14 protein-coding genes and 1 riboswitch are annotated in these 14,615 nt (G+C 65.5%); of the genes, 4 read left to right on the top strand and 10 right to left on the bottom strand.

The genetic code is table 11. The annotated features are described in order from the left end of the window. Window positions 1-7 precede the first annotated feature (7 nt). From FQK05_RS04060 to FQK05_RS04070, 3 genes are all read right to left on the bottom strand, one after another. Entirely contained in the window at window positions 8-778 is a 771-nt protein-coding gene (locus tag FQK05_RS04060) for an ATP-binding cassette domain-containing protein (RefSeq protein ID WP_158964573.1), read from the bottom strand. After that, complete coding sequence (locus FQK05_RS04065; protein WP_267902350.1) at window positions 775-1,539, bottom strand: ABC transporter permease; 765 nt, start codon at window positions 1,537-1,539, stop codon at window positions 775-777. Before FQK05_RS04065 ends, FQK05_RS04060 begins: the two co-directional genes overlap by 4 nt. 116 nt (window positions 1,540-1,655) lie before the next feature. After that, window positions 1,656-2,714 (bottom strand): putative urea ABC transporter substrate-binding protein, encoded by a 1,059-nt coding sequence (locus tag FQK05_RS04070; protein WP_233270350.1) that lies wholly within the window; start codon window positions 2,712-2,714, stop codon window positions 1,656-1,658. Between the two features lie 82 nt (window positions 2,715-2,796). Continuing rightward, window positions 2,797-2,907, bottom strand: a riboswitch (guanidine-I (ykkC/yxkD leader). Between the two features lie 400 nt (window positions 2,908-3,307). Between FQK05_RS04070 and FQK05_RS04075 the strand changes: the two genes are divergently transcribed. Beyond that, window positions 3,308-4,294, top strand: coding sequence for an NAD(P)H-dependent flavin oxidoreductase (locus FQK05_RS04075; protein ID WP_158964575.1), 987 nt, complete (start codon window positions 3,308-3,310; stop codon window positions 4,292-4,294). Window positions 4,295-4,337: 43 nt separating this feature from the next. Here FQK05_RS04075 and FQK05_RS04080 read toward each other — a convergent pair whose 3' ends face one another. The 3 genes from FQK05_RS04080 to FQK05_RS04090 all read right to left on the bottom strand — a co-directional run bounded on the left by FQK05_RS04080 (window position 4,338) and on the right by FQK05_RS04090 (window position 7,201). Further along, window positions 4,338-5,312 carry a quinone oxidoreductase family protein gene (locus tag FQK05_RS04080; protein WP_158964576.1) on the bottom strand — a complete coding sequence of 325 codons (975 nt, stop codon included), beginning with the start codon at window positions 5,310-5,312 and terminating at the stop codon, window positions 4,338-4,340. Window positions 5,313-5,316: 4 nt separating this feature from the next. Next, window positions 5,317-6,306, bottom strand: coding sequence for an NAD(P)H-quinone oxidoreductase (locus FQK05_RS04085; RefSeq protein WP_158964577.1), 990 nt, complete (start codon window positions 6,304-6,306; stop codon window positions 5,317-5,319). Window positions 6,307-6,472: 166 nt separating this feature from the next. Beyond that, a complete protein-coding gene (locus FQK05_RS04090) occupies window positions 6,473-7,201 on the bottom strand; it encodes a COQ9 family protein (RefSeq protein WP_199252588.1) in 729 nt (242 codons plus the stop codon). Window positions 7,202-7,324: 123 nt separating this feature from the next. On the opposite strand from FQK05_RS04090, the gene rpsU reads away from it, so the two are divergent. Next, the gene (gene rpsU / locus FQK05_RS04095) at window positions 7,325-7,531 is read left to right on the top strand and encodes a 30S ribosomal protein S21 (RefSeq protein WP_005614280.1); all 207 of its coding nucleotides are present in this window, start codon (window positions 7,325-7,327) and stop codon (window positions 7,529-7,531) included. A gap of 202 nt (window positions 7,532-7,733) precedes the next feature. Here the strand turns inward: rpsU and FQK05_RS04100 are convergent, their stop codons facing one another. Then, on the bottom strand, window positions 7,734-8,780 hold the full coding sequence (locus FQK05_RS04100) for an adenylate/guanylate cyclase domain-containing protein (protein ID WP_158964578.1): 1,047 nt from the start codon (window positions 8,778-8,780) through the stop codon (window positions 7,734-7,736). A 184-nt stretch (window positions 8,781-8,964) separates the two neighbouring features. Between FQK05_RS04100 and FQK05_RS04105 the strand changes: the two genes are divergently transcribed. Further along, window positions 8,965-10,257 (top strand): PAS domain-containing protein, encoded by a 1,293-nt coding sequence (locus FQK05_RS04105; protein ID WP_158964579.1) that lies wholly within the window; start codon window positions 8,965-8,967, stop codon window positions 10,255-10,257. A 32-nt stretch (window positions 10,258-10,289) separates the two neighbouring features. Here the strand turns inward: FQK05_RS04105 and ppk2 are convergent, their stop codons facing one another. From ppk2 to FQK05_RS04120, 3 genes are all read right to left on the bottom strand, one after another. Continuing rightward, complete coding sequence (ppk2, locus tag FQK05_RS04110; RefSeq protein WP_158964580.1) at window positions 10,290-11,207, bottom strand: polyphosphate kinase 2; 918 nt, start codon at window positions 11,205-11,207, stop codon at window positions 10,290-10,292. Between the two features lie 79 nt (window positions 11,208-11,286). After that, the gene (locus FQK05_RS04115) at window positions 11,287-12,885 is read right to left on the bottom strand and encodes a GMC family oxidoreductase (protein ID WP_158964581.1); all 1,599 of its coding nucleotides are present in this window, start codon (window positions 12,883-12,885) and stop codon (window positions 11,287-11,289) included. Window positions 12,886-12,892: 7 nt separating this feature from the next. Next, on the bottom strand, window positions 12,893-13,351 hold the full coding sequence (locus FQK05_RS04120) for an Lrp/AsnC family transcriptional regulator (protein ID WP_158964582.1): 459 nt from the start codon (window positions 13,349-13,351) through the stop codon (window positions 12,893-12,895). Between the two features lie 139 nt (window positions 13,352-13,490). On the opposite strand from FQK05_RS04120, the gene ald reads away from it, so the two are divergent. Further along, window positions 13,491-14,609, top strand: a complete 1,119-nt coding sequence (gene ald / locus FQK05_RS04125) for an alanine dehydrogenase (protein ID WP_158964583.1) — start codon at window positions 13,491-13,493, stop codon at window positions 14,607-14,609. Window positions 14,610-14,615 lie beyond the last annotated feature (6 nt).

Below are 14,615 nucleotides of genomic sequence, written 5' to 3' on the forward strand. Positions count from 1 at the left end.
TGTTCCTCTAGAGTTCGATGGGAACATGGGTCGTCTCCTGCAGTCGCTGAAAGGGGATGCCGCCGTCGCGGGCATCGAAATCGTAGGTGATGGTGGCGCCGACCGCGTTCGGGTCGGCCGGGTCCCAGCGCGGCTTGTCGAAGACAAGCACACGGTCGCCCAGCTTGAAGCCTTCGGCAAGGTCGTGGGTCACCATGAAGACGGTCATGCCGGTTTCGGCCCGCAGCTCCATCAGGAAGGCGTGCATGGTGATCCGCGTGCCGGGATCCAGCGCGCCGAAGGGTTCGTCCAGCAGCAGGATCTTGGGCCGCGCCATCAAGGCCTGCGCGATGGCCAGGCGTTGCTGCATGCCCCCCGACAGGGCCGACGGGTAGGCATGGGCGACATGGGCCAGACCGATCCGGTCCAGCGCGTCGTCGGCGACCTTCTGTGCGGCCTTGCATTTCGCTCCGAAGAGGCCGCCCCAGAAATTCGCGCCCAGCGCCGACGCCGCGACAAGGTTCTGGCGCACCGACATGTGCGGGAAGACCGAATAGCGCTGGAAGACCACGCCCCGGTCGGGGCCCGGTTCGCGGGCGGGCGGCGCACCGGCGATGGAGATGCGGCCGCGGGTCGGCAGTTCCTGCGCCAGAAGCAGCCGAAGGAACGTCGACTTGCCGCAGCCCGAGGCGCCGACGATGGACACGAACTCCCCCTCTTCGGCCGAAGTCGAGACCCGGTCGAGGATCGGTCTGCCGCCGTAACTCTGCGAGATCCGTTCGACTTCGACGAAGCTCACAATCCCTCCTCCGCCCAGGGGAAGGCAAAGCGGGAAACCAGCCGCAGGGCGAGATCCAGCAGGAAGGCCAGCAGGGTGATCCAGATGACGTAGGTCAGGATCACGTCCATCGCCAGGTAACGGCGGACCAGGAAGATGCGATAGCCAAGGCCGGCATCGGCCGCCACGGCCTCGGCCGCGATAAGGAACAGCCAGGCGGGACCGAGCGACAGGCGCAGGCTGCCCAAAAGCCGCGGCAGCGCCTGCGGCAGGGCCACGCGCAGGCCGATGGCAAGGCTGGTCGCGCCCAGGGTCTGGGCCTTCACGATCTGTTCGGGGGGCAGTTCGGCGACCCGTTGGGCCAGGTCGCGGATCAGGAACGGCGTGATGCCGATGGCGATCAGGGCGACCTTCGACACCTCGCCCAGCCCCAGCATGATGAAGAGGATCGGCAGGATCGCCAGCGGCGGGATCATCGACAGCACGTTGACGAAGGGCGACAGCATCGTGCGCGCGATGGGCAGGATGCCGATCACCAGCCCGAAGACCAGTGCGATGCCGGCGGCAATGGCCACGCCGTAACCCAGCCGTTCCAGGCTGGCGGCCGTGTCGGTCCAGAACAGTATGTCCCCCGAGCGTTTATCGGGCTGGGTGATCAGCCGCTGTGCCGTTTCCACGATCTGGGCCGGCGCCGGCAGGACCTTGTCGGCCGGGTTCACGGCGCGGCGCGCCTCGGACCCGATGCCGTAGGCCAGCAGCACCAGCACGAAGGGGATCGCCACCAGCAGCAGCGTCAGCGCCTTGTCTGGCCGGCGGTTGATCCAGCGCAGCCGCGGGCGGCGGGTCTGCCCCGCCCCCGTGGCCCCGGGTTCCGGCCGGGCAGAGGCGACGGCAGGTCTCAGAGTTCGCCTCCGGCAGCCATCTTCATGTAGCTGTCGTCAAAGCGGAACTTCACGTTGGCGCTGTCCCCGGTAATGGACCCGTCCGGGTATGCGACCCCCACGAAATCGGCCGACGGCGCGCCCTCGCCCAGGATGCCCTTGTCGAACAGGAATTCGGCGACCGCGACCATGGTCCTGGGCAGCTCTGGGCTTTCGGTGAAGGCCACGGCGTCGGCAGGGGTAAAGAACATCTCGGTCGAGGCCAGCTGCGCGTCATAGCCCGCAAGGTCCGTGCCGGAGGCCGCAGCCATCCATTCACGGGCCGCCTTCCCTTCGTCACTGTCCGACGCCATCAGACCCATGACCTCGTACCAGGCGCCGACCAGCGCCTTGCCGAAGGCCGGGTTGTCGGCCAGCGTCTCGGTGTTCACGACCATCAGGTCGATGATCTCGCCGGGGATATCGGAACTGTCAAAGAGCATGTTCGCCCCCGGTTCCTCCATGATGGTGGACACCAGCGGGTTCCAGGTGACAACCGCCTCGACATCCGGCGTGGCATAGGCCGCGATCATGTCCGCGTCAGAGGTGTTGATGACGCCCGACAGGTCCTTTTCCGCCAAGCCCACGCTGTCCAGCGCCCGCGCCAGCAGGTAGTGCGAGACCGACAGTTCCACCAGGTTCACCGGCTTGCCCGCCAGATCGGTCAGCGTGCCCTCGCCCTTTAGGATCACCGCGTCGTTTCCGTTGGAATAGTCGCCCACGATCAGCGCCGTGGTGTCGACCCCGCCGCCGGCCGGGATCGACAACGTGTCCATGTTGGTGGCCGACACGCCGTCGAAGGCGCCGGCCGTGTACTGGTTGATCGATTCGACATAGTCGTTGATCTGCACGATCTCGACATCGATGCCGTATTTTTCGGCCCACTTGTCCATGATGCCGGATTCTTCCAGATAGCCCCACGGCATCCAGCCCACATAGATCGACCAGGCGACCTTGAAGCTGTCCTTCTCCTCGGCCATCACGGGCGAACCCAGCATCGCCACGGTCGCAAGCGCAGTCAGTGCAAGTCTCTTCATCATATGGTCCCTGTTGTTCGTGTCTTTTGGACGGACTCCGAACATCGGGAAGGAGACCGCCTTTCGGCATTGAACAGCGCTGGTCTCCCGGGTTTTTCCCCCGCCGTGTACCGGAACGCGGGTGACGTCCCGGTGGCATCTCTCGGACCTGCCCTTCCCTTCTCGGGAAGGCGGAACCCTAGATGCCGCGCTGATCCCAGCCTAGGAAATGGGCGCGCGCCGTGCAGGCAGAGTCTGTCGGGCGGACGCGCCGCGAGAGCAGGCTTCCAGCAATTGGGCGCCCGGGTCCGTCATTTGCCCGTTTTCACGGCGGATCACGAACTTTTCCCCTGCAGCGCGACTTGGGCTTCTCCGGCCTGGGTCTGGCGACGGGGCGCGATCCTGCGTCGCTTCAATTGACGTAGGGTATCACCGGAACGCCAGATGAAAACGCAAGCGAGGTACGAAAAGGCAAGCTAGTATCGTCCCGGACTGATCGGTCGGACAGTGCCGGCAGGCCTGCTGATACTGGCGGGTAACCCGGCTACGGCCCGGTCGAACCGGCGACGGATATGTCCGTCCCGGCAGAGAGAGAGTGAGAAGAGGAGACTGCCTTGTCCGTACCCGAAGCCCTGAGCCATCTGCGCCTGCCGCTGATCGGATCGCCGCTGTTCATCGTTTCCAACCCGGATCTGGTCATCGCCCAGTGCAAGGCCGGCATTGTGGGGTCCTTCCCCGCCCTGAACGCCCGCGAGGCCGAGGGCGAGCCGATCGAGCTGGAACGCTGGCTGATCCGCATCAACGAGGAACTGGACAAGTACAACCAGGCCAACCCTGACACGCCCGCCGCGCCCTATGCCGTGAACCAGATCGTCCACCGCTCGAACGGCCGGCTGGAACGCGATGTCGAGATCTGCGTGAAGCACAAGGTCCCGGGCTGGATCACCTCGCTGGGCGCGCAGGAATGGGTGAACGAGGCCGCGCACAGTGTCGGCGGCATCTCGATGCATGACGTGATCAACAACAGGTTCGCCCACAAGGCCATCGAAAAGGGCGCCGACGGCCTGATCGCGGTGGCGGCCGGTGCGGGCGGCCATGCCGGCGCCCTGTCGCCCTTCGCCCTGATCCAGGAGATCCGCGAATGGTTCGACGGCCCGCTGGCCCTGTCGGGCTCCATCGCAACCGGCGACGCGATTCTGGCGGCGCAGGCCATGGGTGCGGACTTTGCCTATTCCGGGTCCGCCTTCATCGCCACGAAAGAGGCGAACGCGGTCGAAAGCTACAAGTCGATGATTGTCGACAGCGGTGCCAACGACATCGTCTATTCGAACCTCTTCACCGGTGTCTGGGGTAACTATCTGAAACCGTCCATCGCGGCGGCGGGCATGGACCCGGACAACCTCGAAACCTCGGACCCGTCGACCATGGACTTCAGCAGCGGCCGGACCAAGCCGAAAAGCTGGAAGGAAATCTGGGGCGCCGGTCAGGGCATCGGTGCGGTAAAGTCGGTGCTTCCGGCGGCCGATCTGGTCGCACGCCTGTCCGCGGAATACGAGGCCGCGAAGAAGCGGCTGGCGGCCGCGACCGGCATGACCGCCTGAAACGGGCTCCCCTGCGCCGGTCCGCCCGGCGCAGGGGATCGCATCACAGTTCCAGCACCGTGGAACCGGTGGTCTTGCGCGCTTCCAGCGTGCGGTGCGCCCCGGCCACGTCGTCCAGCGGGAAGCGCTGATCGATCCGGATCTCGACATCGCCCGCCAGCACCTTGTCGAACAGGCGCCGCGCCATGGCCTGACAGCGGTCATGGTCGGCCACATGGTTGAAGACCGACGGCCGGGTGATCTTCAGCGATCCGCCCTGCGCCAGCCGGTTCAGGTCGAAGGGCGGCACCGGGCCGGACGCGGCCCCGAACAGTATCATCATCCCGAAAGGCGCAAGACAGGACAGCGAGCCGTCGAAGGTATCCTTGCCCACCGAATCCATCACCGCGGGCACGCCCTTGCCATCGGTCAGCTCCTTCACGCGGGCGACGAAATCCCCGGTGCGGTAGTTGATGCATTCCGCGGCGCCGTGGTCCAGCGCCAGCTGGCACTTCTCGTCCGATCCTGCGGTGCCGATCAGCCGGATCCCTTCGGATCGAGCCCACTGGCAGGCGATCAGGCCGACGCCGCCCGCGGCCGCGTGGAACAGCACCGTGTCGCCCCTGGCGATGGGGGTGGTCCGTTCCAGCAGATATTCGACCGTCAGCCCCTTCAGCATCATCGCCGCGGCGGTGTCGTATCCGATGCCGTCGGGCAGCGGACAGACCTGCGCCGCGGGCATCACCCGCGCCTCGGTATAGGCCCCCGGCGGGGCCGAGGCATAGGCGGCTCTGTCGCCCGGTTTCAGGTGGGTGACACCTTCGCCCACCGCCTCGATGTCGCCGGCCGCTTCCATGCCCAGCGCCGCCGGCAGCGGCATCGGATAGATCCCGGTGCGCTGGTAGACGTCGATGAAATTCAGCCCCACGGCGCGGTGGCGGATGCGCACCTCGCCCGGGCCGGGTTCACCCACCTCGCGGTCGACGATCTTCAGCGCCTCCGGCCCACCATGGGCCTCGATGATGACGGTACGTGCCATGCTCCTACCCCCCGATCTTCAGAACGATCTTGCCGATATGGGCCGAACTTTCCATGCGGGCATGGGCGCTTGCCGCATCTTCCAGCGCGAATTCCTGGTCCATCACCGGTTTCACCTTGCCGGCCTCCAGCAGGGGCCAGACACGCGTCTTCAGCGATAGGGCGATATTGGCCTTGGCCAGGTCGCTTTGCGGGCGCAGGGTCGATCCGGTCACCGTCAGCCGGCGGGTCATCACCTGGACGAAGTTGAAGTCGGCCTTGGATCCTTGCAGGAAGGCGATGATCACCAGCCGCCCATCATCCGCCAGCGCGTTGATATCGCGCTGCAGGTAGGGTCCGCTGACCATTTCCAGGATCAGGTTCGCGCCGCCTTCGGCCTTCATCACCTCGACGAAATCCTCCTCGCGGTAGTTGATCGCACGTTCCGCGCCCAGGTCCAGGCAGGCCTGGCATTTGTCGGCCGATCCGGCGGTGGCAAAGACCCGCGCGCCAAAGGCATTGGCAAGCTGGATCGCCGTGGTGCCGATGCCGCTGGACCCGCCATGGACCAAAAAGCGTTCGCCGGCCTTCAGGCCGCCGCGGTCGAAGACATTGGTCCAGACGGTAAAGAACGTCTCCGGCAGGCAGGCCGCTTCCTTCATCGACAGGCCGTCCGGAACCGGCAGGCAATGCGCCGCCGCCGTCACCACATATTCGGCATAACCGCCGCCCGGCAGCAGCGCGCAGACCTTGTCGCCGACCCTGGGCGATGTCACGCCCGCGCCGACCGCCACCACCTCGCCCGAGGCTTCCAGCCCCGGCAGGTCGCTGGCGCCCTTGGGCACCGGGTAATTGCCTGCGCGCTGGATCGCGTCGGGCCGGTTCACGCCGGCATAGGCCACCTTGATCAGGACCTGCCCGTGCCCCGGTTCCGGAATTGCGCGTGTGGCCGGTTTCAGGACCTCCGGTCCACCGAATTCCGAGATTTCCACCACCCGCATCGTGTCGCCGCTCATCGTGTCGCTCCTCGTCAGACCGAATTTGCCCGGACCTTAATCCGAACGTTCACCGGATGGCGAGTGCCCATGACGCGGGTGCAGGAGGCGCAGCTTCCTGCGCGGGGGGGGTGCGGGGGGCAGCCCCCTCACCCTCCTCTGGCGACGCGCCACGCGCGGCGCAAATTCAGTGTCGTCCGGACACCCGCCCCGGAAACAGGCTGCCGCCCCCGGCCGAGGGCGCGCGGACCTGGCCCAGGATCCGGTTCGGCAGCGCCAGGAAGGGCTTCAGCAGCGGGTTGCCGTTCACCTTGGCCTTCACCGTCTCGAACTGCATCACGTTCTCGATTCGCCGGTCCAGAAAGGCCCAGGTCGCCTCGGATCCATCGCTGTCGTCGCCCAGCCAGAACAGCAGCGTCGACGAATAGACCGCCGACAGCGTCGCCCGCTTGGTGTACCAGTTCACGTCCTCGGACGTGTCGCCCAGGGCCGACCAGATCCGGTCGCAGGTCTGCCAGACCGCCTTGGCCCCGTCGCCCGCATAAAGCGGCAGTGCGAAAAGGGTCATGCCCCGGCGCACAAGGTCGCGGTCCTCGACCGCTTCCAGACGGAAGCGGACCGCCGCCGCGATCCTTTCCCGGAACTTCAGGTCCGACAGGTCGGTTTCCGCCAGTCGTTCCAGCATCTTGCCGTCGCCCCGGTCGTGATAGGCCAGGGCCAGGTCCACCCCGCCCCGTGGAAAGATCGCCCGGGCCAGCGCCGGTTCGACGCCCGCATCGGCGATCGCCGCCTTCAGCGTGGCCTCGGACCAGCCGTCGAAGACGACATGCAGAAGGGCCGCGTCCAGCACCTTGTCCCGGACCGAATCGAAGCCCGTTCCGATCTCCGCATTGCCTGCGGTTTGCTCGTCTATCATGGCACGCGCTCCTGTCTGGTCCAAACTGGCCTGTCCTGCTGGACAACTTAGGGTGACCCTGCTAAAAGGCCAACTCCTGCAAATTCCCTTGCAACTCTATTCTAGAAAGGTGGTGACAACCACATGCAGGTCAGTGTTCGCGACAACAATGTCGACCAGGCGCTCCGTGCTCTGAAGAAGAAACTTCAGCGCGAAGGCGTGTTCCGCGAAATGAAGCTCAAGCAACATTTCGAGAAGCCGTCCGAGAAAAAAGCGCGCGAGAAAGCCGAAGCGATCCGCCGTGCGCGCAAGCTCGCGCGCAAGAAGGCGCAGCGCGAAGGTCTGCTCTGATCCGACGCTGGTCGTGGCCCGGGATGCAAGTCTCAGGCAGGCACCGGTCATAATCCGGTACCGACAGCCCGATCCAGACGATCCGATCCGTCGACAGTTGAACGACGATATCTGAAAGACGAGGAAACTCCCGCGGCCCCGCCCGGGAGTTTTCGATTTTCGGGGGGCCGGCCCTCTTCCGTCCGGTCCTCCGCGCCGCCGCTCAGTCCCGGGGCGACAGGTCGCCCCCACGCCCGCCCGACTTGCGGCCGAAGGTGGCAAAGCCTTCCGACACGGCCAGGCCGATCAGCGGAAAGACCGCCCAGAAGCTGCCGGACCAGCTCAACAGGTTAATCGCCGACACCCCCAATCCGATGACAACAAAGCGCAAGCGGCGGGCCTGGATCGGATCCACAGTCAGGACGTTTGCCCCCATCATCCCCAGGCCAAGAAACGCGGCAACGATCACCCATTGGATGAAGAACGACCCGCCAGTGAAAAGGTCGATCAGGAACAGGCCGGCCAGGCCAATCCCGGTCATGCGGACCTTGCGGAAGAACTGATCCCGTGGGGTCAGGCCGCCCGGATCCCGAACGTCATGGTCATGGTCATGGTCGTGCCCGTGGCGCATCGTGTGGCTGTGCATGTCGGCCACGCCCAGCGGCGGCGTGCGGTCCGCATCCCCGCCTTGCGCGACCGGGGCCACCTTGGGTGCAACGGACGCCGGGCCGGAGGAGACGCGGAAGACCTCCACATCCTCGACGAAATTCTTGGGCCGCCGGTCACCCATGGCCTCGAACCCGACGCTCAGCTTCGACCGGACCTGGTCGTAGACTTGGCGCGAGATCAGGATGCCGCCCGGTTCGGCCATTTCCTGCAGGCGGGCGGCCAGGTTCACGCCTTCGCCCAGCAGGTCGTCGCCATCCACGATCACATCGCCCAAGTGAATGCCGATGCGGAAATCCAGCCGCTTGTCGTCCTGCCCCGCCAGGTCTGCCAGTTCGCGCTGCACCTCGACCGCGCAGTTCACCGCCTCGACCACCGACGGAAAGTCCGCGATCAGCCCGTCGCCCGCCGTGTTGGCGATACGACCGTCATGGCGCTGGATCAGCCGGTCAAATACATCCCGCGCGGCATGCAGCGCCGCATAGGTCCCCACCTCGTCCCGGCCCATGTGCTCGCTGAAGCGGGCGGCATCGGCCGCCAGGATCGTGGTCAGCTTGCGGCGCAGGCGGGCCCCTTCTTCGGGTTGGGTTTCGGGGGCGGTCATGGTCTTGTCCTTTCCGGAAGGTGACGCCGATCTAGGGCACCCGCGCCCGGATGTCAGCATCCGCGGCCACTTTGCCACGGGTTCCCGGCAATCTGCAGGCGAAAAATACGCCGGCCAGCACCGTCTTTCCGGGTTCTTAAACGATCCATGCGAACTTTCCCGCCGTCGAAGCCATGGAGGCGGCATGAGTCAGAAACCGCAAGCGTCAGCCGGCGAACGGGCGGAATCTCCCTTCCGGATCGAGGAACTGTTCTTTTCGCGCACCGATGACCGCGGGGTGATCCGGTCAGGCAATTCGGTCTTCCAGCGGGTCGCACACTATGACTGGAACGAACTGATCGGCGCGCCCCACAAGCTGATCCGCCATAACGACATGCCCAAGGCGGTGTTCCACATGTTGTGGGACACGATCAAGGCCGGCAAGCCAATCGGCGCCTATGTGAAGAACCGTGCCAAGACCGGGCAGTACTACTGGGTCTTCGCCTTCGTCACCCCGATCAAGGACGGATATCTCTCCGTCCGGCTGAAACCCTCCTCAGCGCTGTTCGGGGCGGTGGCCGGCGAATACAAGACCCTGCGCGCCTTGGAACTGGCCGACAGCCTGCCGGCCGCCGCCAGCGCCGAAATGCTGCTGACCCGGCTGGGGGACCTTGGCTGGCGCAACTATGCAGCCTTCATGGTCGACGCCGCCATGCAAGAGGTCTGCGCCCGCGACAAGGCCCTGAACGGAAAACCGGGAGAGGCCGGCGCCGCCATGGGCCGCATCCTGGAACTGGCGGCCCAGAACCAGAAGGATGCCGAACAGGTCCTTCGCCTGTGCGAAACGCTGAAATACACCGCCATCAACCTGTCGATTCATTCGTCGAAGAACGCGGCCCACCGGCAGCTGTTCAACGTGATCTCGTCAAATTTCGCCCGGGTCTGCGACCTGTTGAAGGGCCAGGTGCGCGCCTTCATCGCCAGCGCACAGGACGTGTCGGACCGGATCAACGAGGGGCTGTTCCTGCTGCTGACCGCACGGATGCAGTCAGAAATCGCCCACATGTTCCGCGACGAACATGCCGAGGACGGCACGGAACTGGACCAGGCCCGCGAGGCCGACCTGCTGTTCGAACAAAGCAACCACTACACCGACCGCGCGCGGGCCAGCCTGCAGGACATGCTGACCGATGTCCGCGCCTTCCAGTGGCGCTGCGACGAGATGATGGAACATGTCGGCGCGCTTGGGGTCACGGGCGATGTCGGCCTGATCGAAACCGCGCGGCTGGACCGCAGCGGGTCTGTCACCTTTCAGCTGCTGGCAGAAACCGCGCGCGTGCAGGAAGCCATGGAAACCGCGCTGAAGGGGATCATCCAGCGCAATGCCGACCTGGAACGCACGATCGAACTGGCCAGCGCCTATGGCCGGCCGCGCAGCCCCCATGTGCCGCGCCCCAACACGGTGTCATCGCCGAAACGGATGGCGCGGACCGGCTAGGGTCAGGACCCCAGGCCCTTGCGGACCGGGGATCAGTAGATCTTGGGCACGTAAAGTTCGTCCGGCAGCACCTGCCGTTCGTAATTGGGGGAAAATTCGCGTTCCGGCAGCACCACCTTCTGATGCGGCACATCTTCATAGGGGATCTTGGTCAGAAGGTGTTCGATGCAGTTCAGACGCTCGCGCTTCTTGTCGTTACCTTCGACGATGAACCACGGCGCTTCGGGGATGTTCGTGCGTTCGAACATCGCTTCCTTGGCCTTGGTGTATTGCTCCCACCGGATCCGGCTTTGCAGGTCCATCGGCGACAGCTTCCACTGCTTCATCGGGTCGTGAATGCGCATCAGGAACCGCAATTGCTGTTCCTCGTCCGTGATCGAGAACCAGTATTTCAGAAGGATGATCCCCGACCGGACCAGCATCCTTTCGAATTCCGGAACGTCCTGCATGAACTGTTCCACCTGGTCGGGCGTGGCAAAGCCCATCACCCGTTCGACCCCGGCGCGGTTGTACCAGGACCGGTCGAACAGCACGATCTCGCCCCCGGCGGGCAGATGCGGGACATAGCGCTGGAAATACCACTGGCTTTGTTCCCGCGGCGTCGGCGCCGGCAGCGCCACCACACGGGCGACCCGCGGGTTCAGACGCTGGGTGATCCGCTTGATCACGCCGCCCTTGCCGGCGGAATCCCGGCCTTCGAACAGGATGCAGACCTTGGCCCCGGTGTGCTGGACCCAGTCCTGCACTTTGATCAGCTCCGCCTGCAGACGCAGAAGGTTGCGGAAATACACCTGCCGGTCCAGCTGGTTCGGATGCTGCTCGTTATAGATCTTACGGATCTCCTGGCTCAGCATCGGCTCCGCGAACTCGATCTCGAAATCCTCGTCCAGAACGTCCTGCAGCTCTGCCTCGAGCCAGTCCATGGGCAAGTTCCCGTCTGCGTCCGACATCGTCACGTCCTTTCGAAAACAACTGGGGCTGCGGTACCGGGAAGGTGTAACAGATTGGTGTCAAACGTCTTATAGTCGGTCATCGTGCCGCTGCCAGTATCATCCCTGCCGCCTTCTCGGCCATCATAATGGTGGGCGAATTGGTGTTGCCGCTGGTGATCCGCGGCATCGCGCTGGCGTCGACGACCCGCAGCCCGGACAGCCCCTTCAGCCGCATCTCCGCGTCCAGCGGCGCGCCTTCGCCCCCCATCGCCACGGTGGACACGGGATGGAAGATGGTGGTCCCGACGTCGCCCGCCGCACGGGCCAGGTCGTCGGGATCGTCGCTGTCGACGCCCGGCTTCATCTCGACCGGGTTGTAACGCTGCATCGGGGACTGGGACATGATCGCCCGCGCCTGCCGGATCGCGGCCACCGCCACCTGCCGGTCGCCTTCGGTCGACAGGTAGTTCGGCGCGATCACCGGCGCCTGATAGGGGTCGGCCGATGCGATCTGCACCGTGCCCCGGCTTTCGGGGCGCAGGTTGCAGACGCTGGCGGTGATCGCCGGGAAATCGTGCAAGGGCTGGCCGAAGGCCTCCAGCGACAGGGGCTGGACGTGATATTCAAGGTCCGGCGTCGCCAGATCGGGCCGCGAGCGCGAGAAGGCCCCCAGCTGGCTGGGCGCCATCGACATCGGCCCCGACCGGAACAGCGTGTATTCAAGCCCGATCTTCGCCTTGCCGATCAGGGAATTGGCCAGGGTGTTCAGCGTCTTGGCGCCTTCCAGCCGCCAGGCACAGCGCAATTGCAGGTGGTCCTGCAGGTTGCCCCCTACGCCCGGTACCTCGTGCACCACGTCGATTCCGTTCCGCGCCAGAAGGTCCCCCGGCCCGATCCCCGACAATTGCAGGATCTGGGGCGAGCCGATGGCCCCGGCCGACAGGATGACCTCGGCCCGGGCTTTGGCCACCCGCGCCTCTCCGCCACGGCCGCCCTTGTCATAGCGGACACCGGTGACGCGCCCATCCTCGATCACAAGGCCGGTAGTGTGGGCTTCGGTTTCGACCTTCAGGGTCTGCGACTTGGTCGTCCGAAGGAAGGCCTTGGCGGTGTTCATCCGCCAGCCAGACCGCTGGTTCACGCGGAAATAGCCCACGCCCTCGTTATTGCCGCGGTTGAAATCCTCGACCATGGGCAGGCCCCAGGCCTGTGCCGCCTCGGCCCAGCTGTCCAGCACGTCCCAGTGCAGGCGCTGCTTTTCCACCCGCCATTCGCCACCGGTGGCGTGCAGGTCGGATGCGCCTTCGCCGTAATCCTCGGACTTCAGGAAGAAGGGCAGGACATCGTCCCAGCCCCAGCCGGGCAGCCCCATCTGCCGCCAGCCGTCGTAATCCGCCGCCTGCCCCCTGAGGTAAAGCATGCCGTTGATCGACGAACAGCCACCCAGCCCCCTGCCCCGCGGATAGATCAGCGACCGTCCGTTCAGGCCCGGCTCTTCGGCAGTGCGGAACATCCAGTCGGTCCGCGGATTGCCGATGCAGTACAAATATCCCATCGGGATATGCACCCAATGGTAGTTGTCACGCCCGCCCGCTTCCAGAAGCAGCACGGATCGGCCGGCCTCGGCCAGCCGCTTGGCCAGCACGCAACCGGCACTGCCGGCCCCGACGATGATGTAGTCCCATGTCTCAGTCATGGGCGGATCATAGCGGCAGCGCGGTGGTTTTGAAGACCGTTCGCAACACCAGCGAACTTTGCATCTGGGCGACCCCGGGCAGCCGCGCCAGATGCTCGCGGTGGATGCGGGCAAAGTCGTCGGTGTCTTCCGCCACGACCTTCAGGATGTAGTCCGCCGTACCCGCCATCAGGTGGCATTCCAGAACGTCCGGGATCCGCTGGACGGCCCTTTCGAAGGCAGTCATCACAGCCTCGGCCTGGGCCTGCAGCTTGATTTCGACGTGAACCATGGTCGCCAGTCCCAGCTTGCGCGCATCCAGCAGCGCCACCAGGTCACGGATGATCCCCGCCTCCTCCAGCCGCTGCACCCGCCGGTGGCAGGCCGAGGCTGAAAGGTGCACCGCCTCGGCAAGGTGGGCGTTCGAAATGCGCGCGTCGCGCTGAAGCAGATCCAGAATATGCCGATCCGTCGTGTCCAGTTCCATTTACGCAAGATTATCCGGTCAATGGGGCATCCAACGCCAGACTATTCGATCACCGAGGGGCATGGCGAGGCCCGATCGTCGGGAAATTGCATGGAAGAGGCCTTAGATTGGGACTCACCCAGCAGAGGAGGACAAGAAGATGAAGATCGGTTGCCCCAAGGAAATCAAGCCGCAGGAATTCCGTGTCGGCCTGACACCGAACGCCGCGCACGAAGCCATCGCCCACGGGCACCAGGTGCTGGTCGAAACCGGCGCCGGCACCGGCTCGGGCTTCGACGATGCGGATTATGTCACTGCCGGTGCGCAGATCATCGCCACGGCCGAGGAGATCTTTGCGACCGCCGACATGATCGTGAAGGTCAAGGAACCGCAGGCGGGCGAACGCAAGATGCTGCGCGAAGGCCAGCTGCTCTTCACCTATCTGCACCTGGCGCCAGATCCGGACCAGACGGCCGATCTTCTGGCGTCGGGCTGCACCGCGATTGCCTATGAAACCGTGACCGATGCGGCCGGGGGCCTGCCGCTGCTGGCGCCCATGTCCGAGGTCGCGGGCCGACTGGCCCCGCAGGTCGGCGCATGGACGCTGCAGAAGGCCAATGGCGGCCGCGGCGTGCTGATGGGAGGCGTGCCGGGCGTGGGCCCAGCAAAGGTCGTCGTCATAGGCGGCGGTGTGGTCGGCACCCATGCGGCCCGGATCGCGTCCGGAATGGGCGCTGACGTGACTGTGCTCGACCGGTCCCTGACGCGGCTCAAATACCTCGACGATGTCTTCGGTGGCACCTTCAAGAACCAGTTTTCCACCCCCGGTTCGACGGCCGAACTGGTGTCGCAGGCCGACATGGTGATCGGCGCGGTCCTGATCCCCGGCGCCGCTGCGCCGAAACTGGTCTCGCGCGAGATGCTGAAGACCATGAAGCCCGGCGCGGCGCTGGTCGACGTGGCCATCGACCAGGGCGGCTGTTTCGAGACGTCGCATGCCACCACCCACGCCGATCCGATCTACGAGGTCGACGGTATCATGCATTACTGCGTGGCGAACATGCCGGGCGCCGTTGCCCGCACCTCGACCATCGCGCTGACCAATGCCACCCTGCCCTTCCTGCTGGCGCTGGCCGACAAGGGCTGGCGGCAGGCCTGCGCCGACGATGCGCACCTGCTGAACGGCCTGAACGTCCATGCCGGCCGGCTGACCAACTATGCCGTCGGCAAGGCGCTGGGGATCAACGTCCTGTCGCCCGCGCTGGCGCTGAAGTCCTGATCCGGT

Source organism: Chachezhania sediminis (assembly GCF_009765275.1).
Classification (GTDB): domain Bacteria; phylum Pseudomonadota; class Alphaproteobacteria; order Rhodobacterales; family Rhodobacteraceae; genus Chachezhania; species Chachezhania sediminis.

Coding starts and splice junctions, on each gene's coding strand:
- FQK05_RS04070 (WP_233270350.1), bottom strand. CDS start 2,714: ATGAAGAGACTTGCACTGACTGCGCTTGCGACCGTGGCGATGCTGGGT.
- FQK05_RS04080 (WP_158964576.1), bottom strand. CDS start 5,312: ATGGCACGTACCGTCATCATCGAGGCCCATGGTGGGCCGGAGGCGCTG.
- FQK05_RS04085 (WP_158964577.1), bottom strand. CDS start 6,306: ATGAGCGGCGACACGATGCGGGTGGTGGAAATCTCGGAATTCGGTGGA.
- FQK05_RS04090 (WP_199252588.1), bottom strand. CDS start 7,201: ATGATAGACGAGCAAACCGCAGGCAATGCGGAGATCGGAACGGGCTTC.
- rpsU (WP_005614280.1), top strand. CDS start 7,325: ATGCAGGTCAGTGTTCGCGACAACAATGTCGACCAGGCGCTCCGTGCT.
- FQK05_RS04100 (WP_158964578.1), bottom strand. CDS start 8,780: ATGACCGCCCCCGAAACCCAACCCGAAGAAGGGGCCCGCCTGCGCCGC.
- FQK05_RS04105 (WP_158964579.1), top strand. CDS start 8,965: ATGAGTCAGAAACCGCAAGCGTCAGCCGGCGAACGGGCGGAATCTCCC.
- ppk2 (WP_158964580.1), bottom strand. CDS start 11,207: ATGTCGGACGCAGACGGGAACTTGCCCATGGACTGGCTCGAGGCAGAG.
- FQK05_RS04115 (WP_158964581.1), bottom strand. CDS start 12,885: ATGACTGAGACATGGGACTACATCATCGTCGGGGCCGGCAGTGCCGGT.
- FQK05_RS04120 (WP_158964582.1), bottom strand. CDS start 13,351: ATGGAACTGGACACGACGGATCGGCATATTCTGGATCTGCTTCAGCGC.
- ald (WP_158964583.1), top strand. CDS start 13,491: ATGAAGATCGGTTGCCCCAAGGAAATCAAGCCGCAGGAATTCCGTGTC.